Origin of the sequence: Candidatus Skiveiella danica, assembly GCF_022705245.1 — a bacterium.
Classification (GTDB): domain Bacteria; phylum Pseudomonadota; class Gammaproteobacteria; order Burkholderiales; family Burkholderiaceae_C; genus Skiveiella; species Skiveiella danica.
The window spans coordinates 1-18918 of record NZ_JAKJEW010000051.1 but is presented as its reverse complement, the minus strand read 5'-3'; the positions used below and the strand labels follow the sequence as shown (position 1 = coordinate 18918).

The 18918-nt window shown below is 63.6% G+C and carries 18 protein-coding genes, 1 tRNA gene and 2 pseudogenes; 15 read left to right on the top strand and 6 right to left on the bottom strand.

Annotation, left to right across the window (positions count from 1 at the left end):
• Both ACMUOY_RS19155 and rapZ read left to right on the top strand, forming a co-directional pair.
• Positions 1-287: pseudogene (locus ACMUOY_RS19155) on the top strand (DNA repair protein RecN); the annotation flags it as partial.
• Positions 284-1147 (top strand): RNase adapter RapZ, encoded by an 864-nt coding sequence (gene rapZ, locus ACMUOY_RS19150; RefSeq protein WP_413894337.1) that lies wholly within the window; start codon positions 284-286, stop codon positions 1145-1147. The pseudogene ACMUOY_RS19155 and the gene rapZ, both read left to right, overlap by 4 nt.
• A 15-nt stretch (positions 1148-1162) precedes the next feature.
• On the opposite strand, the gene mutY is transcribed toward rapZ, so the two are convergent.
• From mutY to mutM, 3 genes are read right to left on the bottom strand one after another with little or no spacing between them, the layout of a single operon-like run.
• Complete coding sequence (mutY, locus tag ACMUOY_RS19145) at positions 1163-2212, bottom strand: A/G-specific adenine glycosylase (RefSeq protein WP_413894336.1); 1050 nt, start codon at positions 2210-2212, stop codon at positions 1163-1165.
• 10 nt (positions 2213-2222) lie between these two features.
• Complete coding sequence (locus tag ACMUOY_RS19140; RefSeq protein WP_413894335.1) at positions 2223-4184, bottom strand: dynamin family protein; 1962 nt, start codon at positions 4182-4184, stop codon at positions 2223-2225.
• A 53-nt stretch (positions 4185-4237) separates the two neighbouring features.
• The gene (gene mutM / locus ACMUOY_RS19135) at positions 4238-5056 is read right to left on the bottom strand and encodes a bifunctional DNA-formamidopyrimidine glycosylase/DNA-(apurinic or apyrimidinic site) lyase (RefSeq protein ID WP_413894334.1); all 819 of its coding nucleotides are present in this window, start codon (positions 5054-5056) and stop codon (positions 4238-4240) included.
• A 39-nt stretch (positions 5057-5095) separates the two neighbouring features.
• On the opposite strand from mutM, the gene ACMUOY_RS19130 reads away from it, so the two are divergent.
• The 7 genes from ACMUOY_RS19130 to pth all read left to right on the top strand — a co-directional run bounded on the left by ACMUOY_RS19130 (position 5096) and on the right by pth (position 10747).
• Positions 5096-6823: a tetratricopeptide repeat protein gene (locus ACMUOY_RS19130; RefSeq protein ID WP_413894333.1), complete on the top strand. Its 1728-nt coding sequence runs from the start codon at positions 5096-5098 to the stop codon at positions 6821-6823.
• Positions 6820-7356 carry a lipoprotein insertase outer membrane protein LolB gene (locus ACMUOY_RS19125; RefSeq protein ID WP_413894332.1) on the top strand — a complete coding sequence of 179 codons (537 nt, stop codon included), beginning with the start codon at positions 6820-6822 and terminating at the stop codon, positions 7354-7356. Before ACMUOY_RS19130 ends, ACMUOY_RS19125 begins: the two co-directional genes overlap by 4 nt.
• Entirely contained in the window at positions 7353-8198 is an 846-nt protein-coding gene (gene ispE, locus ACMUOY_RS19120) for a 4-(cytidine 5'-diphospho)-2-C-methyl-D-erythritol kinase (RefSeq protein ID WP_413894331.1), read from the top strand. The genes ACMUOY_RS19125 and ispE overlap by 4 nt, the downstream gene beginning before the upstream one ends.
• Positions 8199-8230: 32 nt before the next feature.
• A tRNA-Gln gene (locus ACMUOY_RS19115) sits at positions 8231-8307 on the top strand.
• A 45-nt stretch (positions 8308-8352) separates the two neighbouring features.
• Positions 8353-9327, top strand: a complete 975-nt coding sequence (locus ACMUOY_RS19110) for a ribose-phosphate pyrophosphokinase (RefSeq protein ID WP_413894330.1) — start codon at positions 8353-8355, stop codon at positions 9325-9327.
• A gap of 98 nt (positions 9328-9425) precedes the next feature.
• Positions 9426-10067 carry a 50S ribosomal protein L25/general stress protein Ctc gene (locus ACMUOY_RS19105; RefSeq protein WP_413894329.1) on the top strand — a complete coding sequence of 214 codons (642 nt, stop codon included), beginning with the start codon at positions 9426-9428 and terminating at the stop codon, positions 10065-10067.
• Positions 10068-10144: 77 nt separating this feature from the next.
• On the top strand, positions 10145-10747 hold the full coding sequence (gene pth / locus ACMUOY_RS19100) for an aminoacyl-tRNA hydrolase (protein ID WP_413894328.1): 603 nt from the start codon (positions 10145-10147) through the stop codon (positions 10745-10747).
• Between the two features lie 88 nt (positions 10748-10835).
• On the opposite strand, the gene ACMUOY_RS19095 is transcribed toward pth, so the two are convergent.
• Entirely contained in the window at positions 10836-11102 is a 267-nt protein-coding gene (locus ACMUOY_RS19095; RefSeq protein ID WP_413894327.1) for a YfhL family 4Fe-4S dicluster ferredoxin, read from the bottom strand.
• Positions 11103-11326: 224 nt separating this feature from the next.
• On the opposite strand from ACMUOY_RS19095, the gene ACMUOY_RS19090 reads away from it, so the two are divergent.
• The 6 genes from ACMUOY_RS19090 to ACMUOY_RS19065 all read left to right on the top strand — a co-directional run bounded on the left by ACMUOY_RS19090 (position 11327) and on the right by ACMUOY_RS19065 (position 17949).
• The gene (locus tag ACMUOY_RS19090) at positions 11327-12280 is read left to right on the top strand and encodes an ABC transporter permease (protein WP_413894326.1); all 954 of its coding nucleotides are present in this window, start codon (positions 11327-11329) and stop codon (positions 12278-12280) included.
• Between the two features lie 67 nt (positions 12281-12347).
• Positions 12348-13172: an ABC transporter permease gene (locus ACMUOY_RS19085; RefSeq protein WP_413894325.1), complete on the top strand. Its 825-nt coding sequence runs from the start codon at positions 12348-12350 to the stop codon at positions 13170-13172.
• 4 nt (positions 13173-13176) lie between these two features.
• Positions 13177-14175, top strand: a complete 999-nt coding sequence (locus ACMUOY_RS19080) for an ABC transporter ATP-binding protein (RefSeq protein ID WP_413894324.1) — start codon at positions 13177-13179, stop codon at positions 14173-14175.
• The gene (locus ACMUOY_RS19075) at positions 14172-14981 is read left to right on the top strand and encodes an ATP-binding cassette domain-containing protein (protein WP_413894323.1); all 810 of its coding nucleotides are present in this window, start codon (positions 14172-14174) and stop codon (positions 14979-14981) included. The genes ACMUOY_RS19080 and ACMUOY_RS19075 overlap by 4 nt, the downstream gene beginning before the upstream one ends.
• 55 nt (positions 14982-15036) lie before the next feature.
• The gene (locus ACMUOY_RS19070) at positions 15037-16533 is read left to right on the top strand and encodes an ABC transporter substrate-binding protein (RefSeq protein WP_413894322.1); all 1497 of its coding nucleotides are present in this window, start codon (positions 15037-15039) and stop codon (positions 16531-16533) included.
• Positions 16534-16545: 12 nt separating this feature from the next.
• Complete coding sequence (locus tag ACMUOY_RS19065; protein WP_413894321.1) at positions 16546-17949, top strand: amidase; 1404 nt, start codon at positions 16546-16548, stop codon at positions 17947-17949.
• Between the two features lie 24 nt (positions 17950-17973).
• Here ACMUOY_RS19065 and ACMUOY_RS19060 read toward each other — a convergent pair whose 3' ends face one another.
• Positions 17974-18639: a histidine phosphatase family protein gene (locus ACMUOY_RS19060; RefSeq protein WP_413894320.1), complete on the bottom strand. Its 666-nt coding sequence runs from the start codon at positions 18637-18639 to the stop codon at positions 17974-17976.
• Positions 18640-18762: 123 nt separating this feature from the next.
• A pseudogene (locus ACMUOY_RS19055) lies at positions 18763-18918 on the bottom strand (IS30 family transposase); the annotation flags it as partial.

Here is an 18918-nt window from a genome sequence, read left to right as displayed (position 1 = left end):
CCGTCGGACGCCTGATGCGGCAATTGGGCAAGGACCGCCAGGTTCTTGCTGTCACCCACCTACCACAGGTGGCCGCATGTGCCGATCACCATCTGGTGGTCACCAAACAGGAAGCATCGGGAACCATTGCAAGTTCGGTCAACGAAGTTGTTGAAGGACAACGCATCACTGAGATTGCCCGCATGATCGGTGGAAGGCTAGGTTCGGCGGCATCACTCGCGCATGCGCGCGAGATGCTGGAATGGGGCCGAGGCGGCGAGGGAACCGCTCATTTCGTGACGCCATGACACTTGAAGTGGTCCTCATCACTGGCATGTCCGGCTCTGGCAAGTCCGTGGCCTTGCATGCACTGGAAGACGCGGGCTACTATTGCGTCGACAACCTGCCGCCTGAGCTTCTCCTGCCTTTCGTCGAGCTTGAACAGCATCCACGCGGTCGCAAGGTGGCCATTGCCATGGATGTGCGCAGTGCCGCGTCCTTGCCGCTTGTTCCCGAACAACTGGCCGACCTTCGCAAGCGCGGCATCAGCGTCAGATCCTTGTTCCTTGACGCCATGACCGAGACGCTGGTTCACCGCTATTCGGAAACCCGGCGCCGCCACCCCCTGTCCCGCAGCGACGATGCAGACGCTCAACACGCACTGGTCGAGGCCATCGAGCTCGAGCGCGAGTTGCTCGGCACACTTCGCGAACACGCTCATGTGATCGATACCAGCATCATCCGCTCGTCGCAATTGCAGGGCTACATCAAGGCGCTGATTTCGGCTCCGGTTGCCCAGCTGACCTTGGTATTCGAGTCATTCGCCTTCAAACGGGGCATCCCGGTCGATGCCGATTACGTGTTCGATGTCAGGATGCTGCCCAATCCCCACTATGAGACAGGATTGCGCAACCTGACGGGGCGGGACGAACCCGTGGCCGCCTACTTGCAGCAGCACGAGGATGTCCGAAGGATGGAACTCCATATTCGTGATTTTCTGGATTTTTGGTTGCAGGCGTTGGCACGCGACCACCGTAGCTACGTCACGGTGGCGATCGGCTGCACCGGCGGACAGCACCGCTCTGTCTTTCTGGTTGAACAACTGGTCCGCCATTTCTCGCCTGTATGGACGACCTTGAAACGTCACCGGGAACTGGACGCCAGGTAAGCTGGCGTTGAGCGGTCAACCGGCAGCGCTGAGGATCTTCCTGATCGGAGCCGGCAGGCCGAGACCTGGCCATCGTGCGGCGCTGAACCATTCACCGCCATCACCTGGCGTCAATTGACCTCCTGCCATTGGAATCCGTACCGGGTGCAAACTCAGATCCTTGTGGGTCAGCGCGTGCACCACAACAGGCAGGCATTCGAGGGTCGCAGATCCAGGAGCCGCGACAGACGACGTCAATGCATCCCATGACGTGAACACCGGCAGGCAATACAGTCCGGCCCAGACGCCAGGCGTCGGTCGTCGCTCAAGCCATACCGAACCATCGGCTCGAACCGCCCAAAGCAACCAGAGAAATTGCGCACTTCTGGACAGCCTTCGGCTCCTGACAGGATAGGCGTGCGGATCTCCGTCGCGTCGGGCGGTGCAGACGGAGGCCACCGGGCAGGCGCCACAGTCGGGGCCGCGAGCGCGACACACCGTCGCCCCGATATCCATGAGACCCTGGGTGTACGCCGGCATGGTCTGGCGGAGATGATCAACCGGAAGAAGCTGCTCGGCCAAGGCCCACAGGGCGCGCTGATTCGCCGCCTTCGACAGGTCCGAGTCAAATCCGAGGACGCGTGAGAGCACCCGCCTGACGTTTCCGTCCAGGATGGCCACACGCTCCCCGAAACAGAAGGCGGCAATGGCGGCGGCCGTTGAACGCCCAATCCCCGGTAAGGTCTCAAGCACATCGGGAGAACGGGGCCACTTTCCGCCAAATCGGTCCCGTACCGCCTGTGCGCACCGATGAAGATTGCGTGCACGACTGTAATAGCCTAACCCACTCCAGACCGATAGCACCTCGTCGAGGTCGGCGGCGGCCAAAGCATCCATATCGGGAAACCGCTCGAGGAAGCGGGCGTAATAGGCCTTGACCGTGCCAACCTGGGTTTGTTGCAGCATGATTTCCGACAGCCAGACGGGATAGGGATCACGGGTCTGCTGCCACGGCAAGTCATGGCGCCCGTGATCTCTCTGCCATCGGATGACCACCGATGCGAAGTCGTTTCCACTGGAACTCATGCACCAGGTTTCAATGGGGCAAAGCGTGGGTCCGTTGCTCGCCGGGTGCGTGGCCTGGCTCCCGAGCGAACTGGGCAACCAACTCGTTCAGGCGTGTGTCGAGTTGGACGAAAGCGCCCTCTTGGGTTCGGATCTCTTCAATCCTCTCATCCAGTCCACCTGCGGCCTGTTGAATGCGCTCGATGGCCTCGATTCTTCTTTCGAAGTTACGTCGCCTCTCGCGCAACTGCACGTCAAGCTGAGCCATGGCTGACTTGTTCCAAGCCTCCATTTCGGTCTGCACGGCTTCGAAAATCGACCGAACCCGCGTCGCCAACGCCCGTACCAGTCGATCCGCGAATTCGGGCTGTGCCAGCCTGATGGAATTTCCGACAGACAGATACTGGACGTGCCCGCGCTCAACGCTATCCAGATCACGCAGGTGCGAAGCCAGATCAAACGCCTTTGGCAAATGCAAAGAAAATCCAAACTCCGTATTCAACTGCAGAAAAGTCCCACCGAGCATGGAATGAATCTCGGTGTTGAATCCCTGGACTTGCCGCAGGTTTGCCCGCAACCGATCAAATGTCTGCCCGTAGGCTTTCTTGACACCAAACTTGATACCCGGTTGCTTCAGCGTGGAGTTCAGTTCGGCGAGTTCAGCCTTCAGCGCGCCCGTTCCAAGCACCCCGTAAACATCACGCAGCATCTTCAGATGGACCGACCGCAGGGCATGAATGCGCGTCGCGCTGCCGCCGAACTCGGCCTGCTCCTGCTCGATTCGGTTGCGCATCTGCCGGATGACCGTGAAGTTCTTGCCCTGCAGGCCCTTGAGCTCTTGAACCTGTTCCGCCAGATCCCGCCGACGAATCGTAATGACTCGGCCCGCCTCGGAACGCAAATCTGCAACCCCGGCCAAAACAGTCGCCTGCAAAATATGCTGACGCTGCCCCAGTAACCCCTCACCTAAGGCCTGCTCGAGAACGGGCAGCCGGCTCGCCGCTAGCAGCATTTTGTCGCCATTGACTTTTGCCAGAAGTCCCTTCTGCGCGGATACCGCAATTACCTGCGACAAAGGTACCCCCAGGATCTCTGCGGATGTCGCGCACTGTCGGTCAATCTGCGCCAGAACACCCTCTGGCGTGCTGAGCGCATCCCACATCGTGTCTATCTTATTGAGAACCACGATACGTGCGGCCACTGCGTCGGTCTGCGTTGCAAGGTGCTCGCGCCAGATCGCCAGATCGGATTTGGTGACGCCGGTGTCGGCCGCCAGGATGAACACAGCCGCCTGCGCCTGTGGAATCAGGTTCACGGTCAACTCGGGCTCGGCACCAATGGCATTCAGCCCCGGTGTATCAAGAACAACCAGCCCCTGCTTGAGGAGCGGGTGAGCCATGTTGATCAGGGCGTGACGCCACTTCGGCACCTGCACCATGCCCTGCGCGTCAGGCAAGGGGTTGTCAGCGGGAGCGTCGTCATGCCAGAAGCCGAGCGCGCGGGCTTCGTCCGGAGTGACTCGGAGCGTTTCAGCCACTTTCTCCATCGCACCGGCGAGTTGTTCAGCGTTGGTGACGTCCAGGTCGATGCGGTTCCACTTTTCCGGCACCAAACGCCATTCCATCAAGGCTTGGGGCTGCAGTCGCGTTTCGATCGGCAACAGCCGCAAACAGGGAGGCACATCCGGGTCATATCCGATCTCGGTCGGACACATCGTAGTGCGCCCAGCGCTCGCCGGCATGATGCGCCGACCGTAGTCGGAAAAAAACATCGCGTTGATCAGCTCGGACTTCCCCCGAGAGAACTCAGCAACAAAGGCCACCATGACCTTGTCGGCACGAACCTGGGTCTCCAGACGCTGGAGGCGGTCTTGCAGCGCCGCATCGAGCAGCTCATGATCCTTCATCCAGTCGCCCAGCAACTTCAGGCGCAGGCTGAACTCCCGGCGCCATGCACCATGCTGGTCGAACTGTTGGTTGAATGATGCCGCCACGACGCCTCCCGCTAGCAAATCAATATAACACCGCGTCTTGCCTGTCCGAAGTCCTACGTTCGCTGACACACCTTGCAATAAAAGGTCGACCGCTGGCCCTGACGGATCTGAAGGATCGGACTGGCGCATTGCCGACAGGCCTGCCCGGCACGCCCATAAACCATCGCTTCCGACTGGAAGTGCCCGACCTGGCCATCGGAACTGGAAAAGTTCCGCAGCGTGCTTCCTCCCTGCTCTAACGCCCTCGCCAGGACGTCGCGAATGGCTGCGCGAAGCCTTTCAGCGCGCGCTGCGGTGATCCGCGAAGCCCGCACTGTGGGCCGTATGCCCGCAAGAAAAAGCGCTTCGGACGCATAAATGTTGCCGACGCCCACAACGACATCACCGGTTAACAACACCTGCTTGATGGCCGCACTGCGGGTCTTCAGGGCCACGTGAAAGGCGGTTGCCGTGAAATCGTCTTCAAGCGGCTCAACGCCCAGCCGCCCAAGCAACTTGATGGCGGTCGCGGACGTCTGCCCCGTTGTGAGGACCACGGCGCCAAACCGGCGCGGGTCATGCAATCGCAAGGTTCCGGCGGTTGTCACCAGATCGAAGTGATCGTGGGAACCGCCCGGGGGTAAATCATTGGAGAACTGGAGACTGCCCGACATGCCCAGATGAATCAGCAACAACCAGCCTTCCGACAGGTCCAGCAAAAGGTATTTGCCCCGGCGTCGGACTGCCAGAACGGCGAGTCCGCACAGTGTGTCCGCAGCTTCGCCCAGCGGCCAGCGCAACGGCTTGCCCAAACGAACCGCCCGAATGCGCGCGCCGGCGATGCGTTCGGAAAAACTCCTTCGCGTGACCTCAACCTCGGGTAATTCTGGCATGGCACGACAGGGCCGAAGCCCTTGGATTATTATGAGCCGATGAAGTCCGTATTCTGTATCCTTGCCGTCCTGCTGCTTCCCTTGGGGACCTTCGCGCAGTCAGCCTCCGCAGGAGACGATGGCAAGAACGCGGTGCGCGCCTCGGCAATGGATGCCTCGCTTTTCTATCAGCTGCTGCTCGGCGAACTCAATGTCCAGGACGGAGATCCCGGAGCCGGCTATTCGCTGCTGCTGGATGCCGCGCGCAAGACGAATGACCCGGATTTGTACCAGCGCGCCGTAACCGTCGCCGTTCAATCACGGGCCGGGGAAGCCGCCCTGCAGGCGGTAAGAGCCTGGATGCAGGCCCAACCGGAATCCCGCGAGGCGAAGCGGACCACTCTGCAATTGATGCTGGCGTTGAACCGCCTGTCCGATGTCGGCGCCCTCCTGGCTTCAGAATTGGCTGCCACACCCCTGCGGGATCGCGCCGGCATCATCGCCGCGATTCCGCGCGGGTTCATGCGGGTGACCGACAAGAAGATGGCGGCTCGCGTCGTCGAGCAGGCCTTGGCCGATCACCTGAATCGAAAAGAGACCGGAGCTGCGGCCTGGGTCGCCATTGGACGGATGCGTGCAATGGCCGGCGAGACTGCAGGTGCACTTGACGCGGCTCGCAAAGCTGTGGGAATCGATGCGGGTGATGAAGATGCGGCCTTGCTGGCGCTGGAGTTGATGGCACCCGGCCAACCTCTTGCCGAACCCCTGGTCCGAAGCGTCCTGGAAAAGAATCCGACACCAGAAGTCCGCATGGCATATGCCCGTGTGCTTCTGGACGCGCAACGGCCCGCGGATGCCCTTCATCAGCTCGAGTTGCTGACCAAGGAGCGCCCCGCGTACGCACCTGCCTGGCTCACCCTGGGACTCCTGCAACTCCAGGAGAACCGCCTGGAGCCGGCGCAGATGTCGCTGGGTCGCTACCTGGAGGTCACTCCCAATCCCACCTCGGATGCACAGCAGCGCGCCCAGACTGAGGCATTTCTCGGTCTTTCCCAGATCGCCGAGAAGCGCAAGAACTTCGCCTTGGCCGAGAAGTGGCTGGAGAGGATCGAGAACCCGGGCGACAGAATCATTATTACGACCCGACGTGCCCAGCTCCTCGCGCGGCAGGGCCGCATGGAGCAGGCTCGCGAGCTGATACAAGCCTGGCCAGCGGCAACACCCGCCGACGAGCGCACAAGGCTGATGGCGGAGGTGCAATTGCTGCGCGAGAACGGAAAACTGGTGGAGGCGTACGAATTGCTCGGCGCCGCCATCCAGCGCAAGCCCGAAGACCACGAGCTCCTCTACGACCAGGCGCTTGTGGCCGAAAAAATGGGCAACTTTGAAGCCATGGAGCGGCTGTTGCGTGCGCTCGTTGCTGCGAAACCGGATTACCACCATGCTTACAACGCGCTCGGCTACTCATTTGCCGATCGCAACATCCGCTTGGCCGAAGCCCGGCAACTGATCAACAAGGCCCTCGAATTTGCCCCAGATGACCCCATGATCCGGGACAGTCTCGGGTGGGTCGAGTTTCGCAGCGGCAACACGTCCGAAGCGCTGAAGATCCTTCAAAGCGCATACAAAGCGCGACCCGACCCAGACATCGCGGCACACCTTGGAGAGGTGCTCTGGGTGTCGGGTCAGCGCGAGCAGGCCTTGACGGTCTGGAAAGAAGGCTTGCGGGAGGGTTCTGAAAGCGAAACCCTCACCGAGACTCTGAGGCGGTTTCAGGTGAATCCGTGAATGCCGCGCGGCGCCTCTTCTTCCTTCTGGCGCTTGCTGCCCACCTGTTGGCCGGATGCAGCACGACGGCTATTGAAAACCGGCGCGAGGGTCCGCCCTCAGACAGCTGGTCTGGCCGGATGGCATTGAACCTGGCCACCGAGCCGCCGCAGGCCTTCTTTGCCACTTTTGAACTCAAGGGAACGGCGGACGCCGGCGAACTGAGCCTGATCAGTCCCCTGGGCAACGTCGTCGCAGAAATGCGCTGGGCGCCGGGCGATGCCCGCCTGCGCAACGGGCAGACGACGCATCAGGCGGACTCGGTTGAAGCCCTGAGCCGCGAAGCGACCGGTACCGCCTTGCCCATTCAGGCCCTGTTCGACTGGCTCAAGGGCGTCGGCACCACCGCGGGTGGCTGGCAACCGGATCTTTCCCAACTCGGTCAGGGTCGCCTGCGGGCGCGACGGGAGGTTCCGGCGCCGGTCGCGGAACTGAAGCTGATCCTGGATGTGCCGTCCGAAACCGTGGGACCGAAGACGATAATCCCGCAATGAAGTCGCTATACGACGTACCGGCACCGGCCAAACTCAACCTGTTCCTGCACGTCACCGGGCGCCGCCCGGATGGTTACCACCTCCTGCAATCGGTTTTCATGCTGATCGACTGGTGCGACACCCTTCACTTCGAACTCCGTAGCGACGGGGTCATCACCCGCCGGGACCTGACCGAAGCTCTGCCGCCAGACGATCTTGTCATCCGCGCCGCACGCAGCCTTCAATCGTTCAGCCAATGTCCCCTCGGGGTCGATATCAGTGTCGAAAAGCGCGTCCCCGCTCAAGCGGGCATGGGAGGCGGCTCCTCCGATGCAGCCAGTTGCCTGATGGCGTTGAGCCGCCTGTGGAAGCTGAACCTATCGATCGAGCAACTTTTGGCACTGGCCATCCGTCTGGGTGCCGACGTGCCTTTTTTTGTCAGAGGACGCAACGCCTGGGTGGAAGGCGTCGGCGATATCATCACCCCGCTGGAACTGCCTTCAGCACGGTTTGTTGTGATCAAGCCACCCGTGGGAGTCGAGACCGCGTCGATTTTTGCGAGCCACGACCTGAAGCGCGACACAATTCCTGCTACAATCTCAGGCTTTGCAGCACACCCTTACGACTTCGGACGTAACGATCTGCAGCCCGTCGCGATGAGGCAATGTCCCCAGATCGGCCAAGCCCTTGACTGGCTTGAAGCGGTCGGTCTGGAGGGCCGGATGACAGGCTCTGGAAGCGCGGTGTTTGCGCAAATGCTGGATGGCATTGACCTCGGCAGTGTGCCTGGCACATGGCAGGTCAGAACATGCAGCAATTTGGCTGTTCATCCCTTGCAGGGCTGGGCATCCAGCGACAGTTGAACGGTGGGCAGTGAAAATCTGTCCACCTGTGTAGGGGAGTCGCCAAGCTGGTTAAGGCACTGGATTTTGATTCCAGCATGCGAAGGTTCGAATCCTTCCTCCCCTGCCAAATACGTCGTACGTAGTGGCATATTTTTTGACTGCTGGGATGCTCATGCAAGCCAACCAACCCGACTTCATGGTTTTCACCGGCAATGCCAACCCGGCGCTCGCGGCCGAGATCGCTCGTCATCTGGGAACCACGCTGGGTGCAGCGGATGTGGGTCGCTTTTCCGACGGCGAAGTCACTGTCGAAATCAAACAGAACGTGAGGGCCCGCGATGTGTTCGTGGTGCAGTCCACCTGTGCGCCGACCAACGAAAACCTCATGGAACTGCTGATCATGGTCGACGCGCTCAAGCGCGCCTCGGCCGAACGCATCAGCGCCGTGATTCCCTATTTCGGCTACGCCCGCCAGGACCGGCGTCCGCGCTCCACCCGCGTGCCCATTTCGGCCAAGGTGGTGGCCAACCTGCTGCAAACGGTGGGCGTGGCCCGCGTGCTGACGATGGACTTGCACGCCGACCAGATCCAGGGCTTTTTTGACATCCCGGTCGATAACATCTACGCCTCGCCGGTCCTGCTGGGCGACCTGCGACAGAAAGACTACGAGAACCTCATCGTGGTTTCTCCGGACGTAGGTGGCGTGGTTCGCGCACGCGCACTGGCCAAGCAGCTCGGATGCGACCTGGCCATCATCGACAAACGCCGTCCCAAGGCCAATGTCAGCGAGGTCATGCACGTCATCGGTGAAATCGAAGGACGCAACTGCGTCATCATGGACGACATGATCGACACCGCCGGCACCTTGGTGAAGGCCGCCGAAGTCCTCAAGGCGCGTGGCGCCAAAAAGGTTTACGCCTACTGCACGCACCCCATCTTTTCCGGACCGGCCGTCGATCGCATCGCCAACGGAACAGCGCTGGATGGGGTCGTCGTCACCGACACCATTCCTCTGAGCAATGACGCCCGCAACTGCCAGAAGATCCGGCAGCTTTCGGTCGCGCCACTGATCGCTGAAACCATTCAGCGCATCGCCAAGGGCGAGTCGGTCATGAGTTTGTTCTCGGATCAGGATCACCTGTTCTGATCGGGAACACATCGCGGGTCTGCGGCACGGCAGCGTGAAGCAGGCCTTTTTTGGTTGGAGCCACACTGGTCGCGGTGGGCTCTCTTTTGGAGTTGAAAATGAAATTTGTCGCTTTTGAGCGCGCCAAGCAGGGTACGGGTGCGAGCCGCCGTCTCCGCATCACCGGTCGCACGCCCGGTATCGTTTACGGTGGTGCCGCCGAACCCCAGCTGATCGAGCTCGATCACAACGCCCTGTGGCATGCCCTGAAGAAAGAAGCCTTCCATTCCAGCGTTCTGGATATGGAACTGAACGGCGCAGAGAACAAGGTCCTGTTGCGCGACGTGCAGATGCACCCGTACAAGCAGCAGATCCTGCACATCGATTTCCAGCGCGTGGATGCCACCACCAAGCTGCACATGAAGGTGCCGCTGCACTTCGTCGGCGAAGAAAACTCCCCCGCGATCAAGACGGATGGCTGCATTGCCAACCACGTGGTCACGGAAATCGACGTCCTGTGCCTGCCGTCCGACCTGCCTGAGTTCATCACGGTGGACCTCAGCGGCCTTCACAAGGGTATGTCGCTGCGCCTGGCGGACATCAGCCTGCCCAAGGGGGTGTCTGCAGTCACGCATGGCAAGAACAACCCGGTTGTGGTTTCCGCCGTGGTGGTTGCTGCCGCTGAAACGCCGGCGCCCGATGCGGCCGCAGCCGCTGCCGCGCCTGCCGCACCCGCTGCCAAGGGCAAGGGCAAGAAGTAAGCACGACCACGCATGAGCGCCCGCACGGCCCACTTCGGTGGGCCGTTCTGCTTTTTGAGCACAGATAATCGCCTGCCATGATCAAACTCTTTGTTGGCCTGGGCAACCCCGGCCCCGAATACGAAGCCACGCGGCACAACGCCGGCTTCTGGTGGATCGACGCGCTGGCCGCTGAGCTCAAGGTGGGCCTTCAGCCGGAAAAGGGTTTCCAGGGTCGCGTGGCGCGCGCCAGTGTCCACGGCCACACCGTGTGGTTGCTGCAACCACAGACCTTCATGAACCTGTCAGGCCGCTCGGTGGCCGCGCTGGCGCGCTTCTACAAGATCCAGCCGGACGAAATCCTGGTGGCGCACGACGAACTCGATCTGACGCCAGGGCAGGTCAAGCTCAAGTTCAGCGGCAGTCACGCCGGTCACAACGGTCTGCGTGACATTCATGCCCAGCTGGGCACATCGGACTATTGGCGCCTGCGCCTGGGCATCGGACATCCCGGCGTGAAGGCCGAGGTGATCAACTGGGTGCTCAAGAAGCCTCTGGCCGAGCAACGCGAGGCCATCGACACCTGCATCGTGCGCGCCCTGCACAGCGTCCCCGCCCTCATGGCTGGAGAGATGGACAAGGCCACGTTGCTGATTCATACCGCCAAGCCCCCTCGGCCCAAGCCGCCTCGGCCCGAATAGAACCAGGGCGTCGCCATTTATCAAATTGATAGCGTCTCATGGCCATTTGACGCTGGGAAAGGCCCGAAAAGACCCTGAAAAACTCGATTCAGGAGTCCTTGACGGCACTGGCCGCCTGCAGGCGCTGGAATTTCTGCCATAGCGTCTGCTGGCTCTCCACATGGCCCGGGTGCAAGGGAATGCAGGCCACCGGACACACCTGAACGCACTGCGGCTCGTCGAAATGACCCACGCATTCGGTGCATTTCCCGGGGTCGATCTCGTAGATCTCTGCGCCGAGGTAGATGGCTTCGTTGGGGCACTCGGGCTCGCAGACGTCGCAATTGATGCACTCGTCGGTGATCATCAAGGCCATGCGCCACCCCCTGGGAATGCGGCACCGGCCCCGACCTCTGCAGATGTGGCACGCACGTGACGGACTGGGCGATTCATGTCCCTGATTATCGACGGTTCAAGCCAACACTGCGGCTCACCGGGTTAGAACGACGCCGGCGGCACCGACCCCCCGCTTGCACGGATAATGGCCTTCCGATCCGTCCGGCCACCCCGGTCGCGCGGACCGGATGACTCCCATCGGACATGCCCCTCTTCCTGCTGAAGCGCCTGCTCACGTTGATCGCCACCCTGCTGGCGGCGTCCGTGGTCGTCTTCTGGGTACTCGAGATCCTGCCGGGCAACGCCGCGCAGATTTTGATGGGGCCCGACGCCTCGCCCGAAGCCGTCCAGGCACTGGCCCGCCAGTTGGGGCTGGATCACCCGCCCCTTCAACGCTACGGATCCTGGATCGCTGGCATGCTGACTGGCAACCTGGGTAACAGCTATGTCTACAGCACCCCGGTGCTGGAACTGGTGCTCGAGCGCCTGACGCTGACCGTACCGCTGGCGGTGATGGCAATGGCCATGACCACGGTGCTGGCGCTGGCCGTCGGCGTATATGCCGCGTCCCACCACAATCGCGCCGGCGATGTCGGGCTGATGGCCGCCACGCAGGTGGGCGTGGCCATACCCAACTTCTGGTTTGCCATCCTGCTGATCCTTCTTTTTGCAGTGCATCTGCGATGGTTTGCCGCCGGTGGCTTCCCGGGCTGGGAGGATGAGGGCGTTCTGGGCGGTGTCAAAGCCTTGCTTCTGCCGGCGATTTCGCTGGCCGTCGTCCAGGCGGCCATCCTGGCGCGCATCACGCGCTCGGCCGTTCTGGAGGTCATGCGTGAAGACTATGTGCGCACCGCGCGCGCGAAAGGGCTCTCGCGCCGCGCAACCCTGTGGCGCCATGTGCTGCGCAATGCCCTGATTCCGGTGGTCACCGTGATGGGCTTGCAGTTCGCCAACCTGCTGGCCGGCACGATCGTCGTGGAGAACGTCTTCTACCTTCCGGGCCTGGGGCGGCTGATCTTCCAGTCGATCTCGAACCGGGACCTGATCGTCGTGCGCAACTGCGTCATGCTGCTGGCGGCGATGGTGGTCATCGTGAATTTCGTCGTCGATCTGCTGTACGCGGTGATCGACCCCCGCGTGAAGGCCAGCGACATATGAGCCGGGAGTCTTCCTTTTGAGCGCCGTGCCAGCGATGTCGCCGGCAACCCGTGCGTGGGGGGGCTTCATGCACCGCGCGTTGCGGCACCCCAGTTTCGTCATCGGCAGCGCGCTGACCCTGCTGCTGGTCGCCGCCGCTGCCCTGTCGCTGGTCTGGACACCCTGGTCACCCTACGAGATGAATCTGGCAGGCAAGCTGCAGCCCCCTTCGGCCGCGCACTGGCTGGGCACAGACCCGTTCGGGCGCGACGTCGCCTCGTTGCTGCTGGTGGGCGCGCGCAACTCCATCCTGGTCGGCGTCATCGCGGTGGGCATTGGCCTGGGCATCGGTGGCGCGCTGGGGCTCGTGGCATCGGCACGTCGCGGCTGGGTCGAGGAGCTGATCATGCGCCTGGCCGATTTCACGTTTGCCTTTCCCGCCATCCTGTCCGCGATCATGATGACTGCCGTCTTCGGCGCCGGCATCGTCAATTCGATCATCGCCATCGGCATCTTCAACATCCCCACCTTCGCGCGCGTCACCCGCGCTTCGGCCAACGCCATCGGCTCACGCGACTTCATCCTGGCGGCCCAGGCCTGCGGCAAGGGGCCATGGCGCATCACGATCGAGCACGTGCTGCCCAACATCGCCTCGGTCCTGATCGTGCAGGCAACCATCCAGTTCGCCATCGCGATCCTGGCCGAAGCGGCCCTGTCCTATCTGGGCCTGGGCACCCAGCCGCCCCAACCGTCCTGGGGCCGCATGCTCAGCGAGGCCCAGACACTGCTGTTCCAGAGCCCGATGCTGGCCGTCTACCCGGGCGTGGCGATCGCGCTGGCAGTGCTGGGACTGAACCTGCTGGGCGATGGGCTGCGCGACCTGCTTGATCCGCGCCTGACCCGCAAGCGCTGAAACCATGATGAACACCTCGCCCTTGCTGGAAGTCAACGACCTGGGCCTTCGTCTGCGCACGCATGGCGGCATGGTGAACGCCGTGCGCGGCGTGAGCTTCACGCTGCGCCGTGGTGAGACTCTGGGACTGGTGGGCGAGTCGGGCTGCGGCAAGTCGTTGACCGCCATGACAATCATGGGCCTGCAACCCGAGGGCGCCGTGGCCTCGGGCAGTCTGCGCTTTCACGGCGAGGAAATGATCGGACAAAGCGAGGCCCGCTGGTGCGCCCTGCGTGGCGACCGGATCGGCATGGTCTTCCAGGAGCCCATGTCGGCCCTCAACCCGGTCCACACCGTCGGACACCAGGTGGCCGAGCCGTTGCGCCTGCACCGCGGCCTGAACGCGGCCGCCGCGCGCAAGGAGGCGGTGGCCCTGCTCGACCGCGTCGGTATCGCGGACGCCGCGCGCCGCTTCGACGCCTGGCCGCACCAGTTTTCCGGCGGACAGCGCCAGCGCATCACGATTGCCATGGCGCTGGCCTGTGGGCCCGACCTGCTGATCGCGGACGAGCCCACCACGGCGCTGGATGTCACCATCGCCGGGCAGATCCTGCAGCTGATTCGCGATCTGGTGCGCGAACGTTCCATGGGGCTGATCCTGATCTCCCACGACCTCGGCGTCATTGCCCAGAATGTCGAGCGCATGATGGTGATGTACGGTGGCCTGGTGGTCGAGAGCGGCCCCACCCGCGACGTGTTCACCCGGCGCGCCCATCCGTACACCCAGGGCCTGTTCGGCTCCCGGCCGCAACTCGGTCCGCAGGAGCGCCAGCCGGGTGGCCAACGCGCCCGCCTGGCCGCCATCCCGGGCAACGTGCCGGAGTTGCGCCACATGCCCCCCGGCTGCCCGTTTGCCGGACGTTGCGCCGTGGCGATGCCCACCTGCGAATCCCGGATGCCAGCCGACTCCCGGCTCGGGCATGAGCACCACGCCCGTTGCGCCTTGCTGGAGTCGGCTGGATGAACACGCCCGCACCGCTGCTCGCCGTCGAGCGCCTCGTCAAGCACTTCCGGCTGCCACGCGAAAGCCTGCTGAGCCCCCCCAGGGTCCTGGAGGCCCTGCGCGGCGTCAGCCTGAACGTTCAGGCCGGGCGCAGCTTCGGCATCGTCGGCGAATCCGGCTCCGGAAAATCCACGCTGGCGCGCTGTGTGATGGCCCTGGAGGCGCCCACAAGCGGCAGCGTGCGGCTGGAAGGGCGCGACCTGTACGCGCTGCAAGCCGATGCCTTGCGCAGTGCCCGGCGCGACTTCCAGATGGTCTTCCAGGACCCCTTCGGCTCGCTCGACCCGCGCCAGTCCGTCGCGCGCATCGTGGCCGAGCCCTTGGCCGCGCTGGCTGCGCCGCACACGCCTTCGCGATCGGAACAGCGCGAGCGCGTGGCCCAGGCGCTGGATGCGGTCGGCCTGCGCCAGTCGGATCTGGACAAGTTCCCGCACGAATTCTCCGGCGGGCAGCGCCAGCGCATTGCGATCGCACGGGCGCTGATCACCCGCCCGAAACTGATCGTCGCCGACGAGCCGGTCAGCGCGCTGGATGTGTCGGTGCAGGCCCAGGTGCTGAACCTGATGATGGACTTGCAGGAGCAGTTCGGCGTGACCTACCTGCTCATCAGCCACGACCTTGCGGTGGTCCAGCATCTTTGCGACGACGTCGCGGTCATGCAGGGTGGCCTGATCGTCGAGTCCGGCAGGCCGCAGACGCTGTTCACGCGGCCGGTGCACCCATACACGCGCAAGCTGGTCGACGCCGTTCCCCGCGTGGCCTTCTGACGCCTGGCAGGATCATTTCATTGCTAATATGCGCCCATTAACAGGAGAGCCATCCATGAAACGCCGTGACTTTGCAATCAACTCCGTCGCAGCCGCCTCCCTGGCGACCCTGCCGCTTGCTTCGCTGGCCCAGAAGCGCAAGGACGCCGTGGTCCTGGGCATGACGCTGGAGCCGACTGCCGGACTCGACCCCACGGCCAGCGCCGCCTCTGCGATAGCCGAAATCGTCCTGTACAACATCTTCGAGACCCTCACCAAGATCAACTCCGACGGCAGCGTCACGCCGCTGCTGGCGGAGAGCTGGGAAGTCTCGCCCGACCTCAAGACCTACACCTTCAAGCTGCGCAAGGGCGTGAAATTCCAGAACGGCGAGCCGTTCAACGCCTCCACCGTCAAGTTCTCTTTCGAGCGCGCCGCCGGTGAAAAGAGCACCAACAAGGACAAGCGCACGTTCGCCTCGATGGAGCGCGTCGGCGTGGTGGACGAGCACACCGTGGTCGTGATCAACAAGGAGCTCAACCCGGACTTCCTGTTCCTGATGGGGCAGGCCACCGCGGTCATCGTCGAGCCCAAGAGCGCCGACACCAACGCCACGAAACCGGTCGGCACCGGGCCTTACAAGCTCGACAGCTGGAAGCAAGGCGCCTCCGTCACGCTGGTCAAGTGGCCGAACTTCCGCAATGCGGCCGCCATCAAGATGAACAAGGCGACCTTCCGGTTCATTTCCGACCCGGCCGCGCAGGTCGCTTCCCTGCTATCGGGCGATGTGGACGCATTTCCACGCGTGGCTGCGGCGCGCAGCCTGGAGCAGTTCAAGCGGGACCCGCGCTTCCAGATCATCATCAGCGGCTCGCGCGCCAAGACCATCCTGGCGATCAACAACAAGAAGAAGCCCCTCGACGACGTGCGGGTGCGCCGCGCCATAGCGGCGGCCATCGACCGCAAGGCCGTAATCGAAGGCGCCGTCGACGGATTCGGTGTGCCCATCGGCAGCCATTACGTGCCCGGCGCATTCGGCTATGTGGACACCACCGGCATCAACCCCTACAACCCGGACAAGGCCCGCGCCCTGTTGTCCGAGGCCGGCGTCAAGACACCGCTGGAGCTCAGCGTGGTCCTGCCTCCGGTTCCGTATGCACGCCAGGGCGGCGAGGTCATCGCCGCGCAGCTGGCCAAGGTCGGCATTGTGGCCAAGCTGCAGAACGTCGAGTGGGCCCAGTGGCTCAGCGGCGTCTACGGCAACAAGAACTACGACCTGACGATCATTTCGCATGTCGAGCCGTTCGACCTTGGCAACTTCACCAAGTCTGGCTATTACTGGAACTACGAATCGCCCAAGTTCAACGAGATCTACGACAAGATCAACAACGCACCGCGCGCCGCCGATCGGGCCAAGCTCCTGGGCGACGCGCAGCGCATGCTGGCCAATGACGCGGTCCATGCCTTCCTGTTCCAGCCGCAATGGATCACCGTGGCCCAGAAGGGCATCCGCGGCCTGTGGAAGGACATGCCGCTGTTCGTGAACGACATCGGCGCGCTGTCCTGGTCCTGATCGGCCTGGCTCTTGTCCGACCTTCACGCGCTTTCGGCGGCAGAGCTCGCCGACAGTTACCGCACCGGTCAGCTCTCTCCGGTCGCGGTCACCCAGGCGGTACTGGAGCACATCCACCGATGGGAGCCCCACCTGTGCGCCAGCTACCTGCTACGCCCTGAACACGCCCTCGTGCAGGCCCGTGCATCCGAGGCCCGCTGGCGCGAAGGCAAAGCGCTCGGTCCGCTGGACGGCGTGCCGGTCACGATCAAGGAAAACATTGCCACGCAGGGCGACCCGGTGCCGCTGGGGACCGCCGCGACGCAACTGGTGCCCGCGCCCGCCGATGCGCCGCCTGCGGCGCGTCTGCGGGAAGCCGGTGCGGTGCTGGTCTGCAAGACCACCATGCCCGACTACGGCATGCTGTCGTCCGGGCTGTCCAGCTTTCACCCGCTCAGCCGCAACCCCTGGGACCTGAGCAAGACCCCCGGCGGCTCCAGCGCCGGCGGTGCGGCAGCGGCCGCCGCCGGCTACGGCCCTCTGCACGTGGGCACCGACATCGGCGGCTCGCTGCGCCTGCCCGCAGGCTGGTGCGGCATCTTCAGCCTCAAGCCGAGCCTGGGCCGCATTCCGATCGATCCACCCTACACCGGGCGCGCGGCCGGTCCCATGACGCGCCGGGTTGCCGACGCGGCCGCGATGATGGCGGCGCTGAGCCGGCCCGACGCGCGCGACAGCATGAGCCTGCCGTGGCAGGTCATCGCATGGGACTCGTTCGATCAAGGAACCGAGCGGCTGCGCGGACTGAAGATCGGTCTGCTTCTGGACGCCGGATGCGGCCTGCCAGCCGAACCCGAGGTGCTGGCAGCGGTGCAGGCGGCCGCACGACGGTTCGAGGCCGCGGGCGCGATCGTCGAGCCCATGCGCCCCTTCATGACCCAGACCATGCTCGACGGCATGGACCACTTCTGGCGCATGCGTTCGCGCCTCGACATGAATGCACTGATGCCTGCAGACAAGGCCAGGGTGCTGCCCTACATCCGGGCCTGGGCCGACAGCGCCACCGGCATGGACGGCGAGGCCGTCTTTCACGCTGCCAGCCAGTTCCATGCGGTGCGCGTGGCCAGCGTCAAGGCCTGCGCCGCCTTTGACTATGTCATTTCCCCGACGGCGCCGATGCCGGCCTTCCCGGCCGAACTGCCCTCTCCCACCAACGATCCGCTGCATCCCCTGGAACACATCGGCTTCACCGTGCCCTACAACATGTCGGAACAGCCGGCCGCATCAATCAACTGCGGCTATACCTCGGCCGGCTTGCCCATCGGGCTGCAGATCGCCGGTCATCGCTTTGACGATCTGGGTGTCCTGCAGGTTGCGCGTGCCTTCGAGCTGATCCGCGACGTGCAGCGTCCGTGGCCGCAACCGCCCGGCCCCTGAGGCCGGGGCGCGGGACCGCTTGGCTCAGACGTCAGCTGCCGGCCGTACCAGACGGGTCTGGTCGTAGACCGGCTGGGGCGGCATGTCCGTCAGGTGCGCGGTATCGGCCCAGCTGACGATTTCGACCCGCTGCCCGTCCGTGCGCACCCGGTTGATCCCGGCGTTCGGGATGTCGCACTGGCGCGGTCCACCCAGCGGCTGCCCGTTCGCCATGCGGTACAGGATGTCGAGCACGCCACCGTGCGTGACAACCACCAGCGTCTCGCTGGCATGGCGTTGCGCCAGGCCCGCCATGGCGCCCAGCACCCGTGCCTGGAATTGCCGTTGGCTCTCGCCACCCGGCGGGGCATAGTCCGGGTCGAAGGCCAGCCATCGCTCCCAGATGCCGGGATGCTGTTGCTGGATATCGGGGACGCTCATGCCGTCGATCAGCCCGAAGGCCTGCTCCCGCAGCGCCACATGGCCCACACTGGGCAACCGCAGGCGCTCAGCCGCAGGCCCGGCCGTCTGCACGGTGCGTGTCAGATCGCTGCTATACAGCCGATGGACAGGCTCGCTGGCCAGCCGCTCGCCCAGGCGGCGCGCCTGCTCGTGTCCGGTGGCGTTGAGCGGGACGTCGACCTGCCCCTGAAACCGCAGTTCGCGGTTCCAGTCGGTTTCGCCGTGGCGAATGAACAGCAGTTCGAGCATGCCCCGATTATCGGGCAAGCATGCCCTCTGCCGGTTTGCGGCATCGCAATCACTCCTTTTTCTATAGCTGAATGTGACCAAATGACGCTGGGCGGTCTCAAATCCAAGTGCAACAGTGAGAGCTTACTGGATGGCCAAGGGATCCTTGTCGAGTTTGTCCAGGTAAGCGCGGTAGACCTCAATGGGCGAGGCCCATCCGAGGGTTTTGCGAGGCCGGTTGTTGATCTCGTCGGCGATGGCGTCGAGCTGTTCCTGGCTGTAGCCAGACAGGTCCGTGCC